Below are 577 nucleotides of genomic sequence, written 5' to 3' on the forward strand. Positions count from 1 at the left end.
AACAGGGCCAGACCTGGTCGCAGCTCCGACCTGACCCTACAGACCTTCGTCCCGCTGGGCTCGAAAGCGCCGTTAACGAAGGGATCAATAACCATGGCCTACATCGCGGCATACGAGCAGTGCTCGATAAGGTGTTTGGACTTGAATTGAAATAAGTGCACCGAAATAGCGTTGAGAGCCTCGCGCATGGGGGTTACTTTCTGGTCAGTCTGTTAAGTATCGATATTTCCCTAGGGAAATCCTGAAGAAGACTTGTTGATTTGGCAAAATGCCCAGACGCCCCACGCCCGAGCTCTTCCATGAAGCAGATGACCTTCGCCGACGCCGAGTACGCCAGCAAGCGCAAGCAGACCCGCAAGGAGTTGTTCCTGATCGACCTGGATCAGGTGGTGCCGTGGAAGGGTTTGATTGCCCTGATCGAACCGCATTACCCTAAAGGTGAAGGCGGCCGACCGGCGTATCCGCTGATGGCGATGCTGCGCATCCACCTGTTGCAGAACTGGTTCTCGCTGAGCGATCCGGCCATGGAGGAGGCCTTGTATGAGATGACGTCGATACGCCAGTTCGCCCGGCTGAC

General features: G+C 56.2%; 1 protein-coding gene. It reads left to right on the forward strand.

Annotated features, from left to right (window positions below; all coding sequences use genetic code 11):
• Positions 1-299 precede the first annotated feature (299 nt).
• Positions 300-577 (forward strand): transposase (locus IEX86_RS24865; protein ID WP_188868813.1); only part of this gene is annotated, 278 nt, incomplete at its 3' end.

Source organism: Pseudomonas asuensis (assembly GCF_014646755.1).
GTDB classification, from domain to species: domain Bacteria; phylum Pseudomonadota; class Gammaproteobacteria; order Pseudomonadales; family Pseudomonadaceae; genus Chryseomonas; species Chryseomonas asuensis.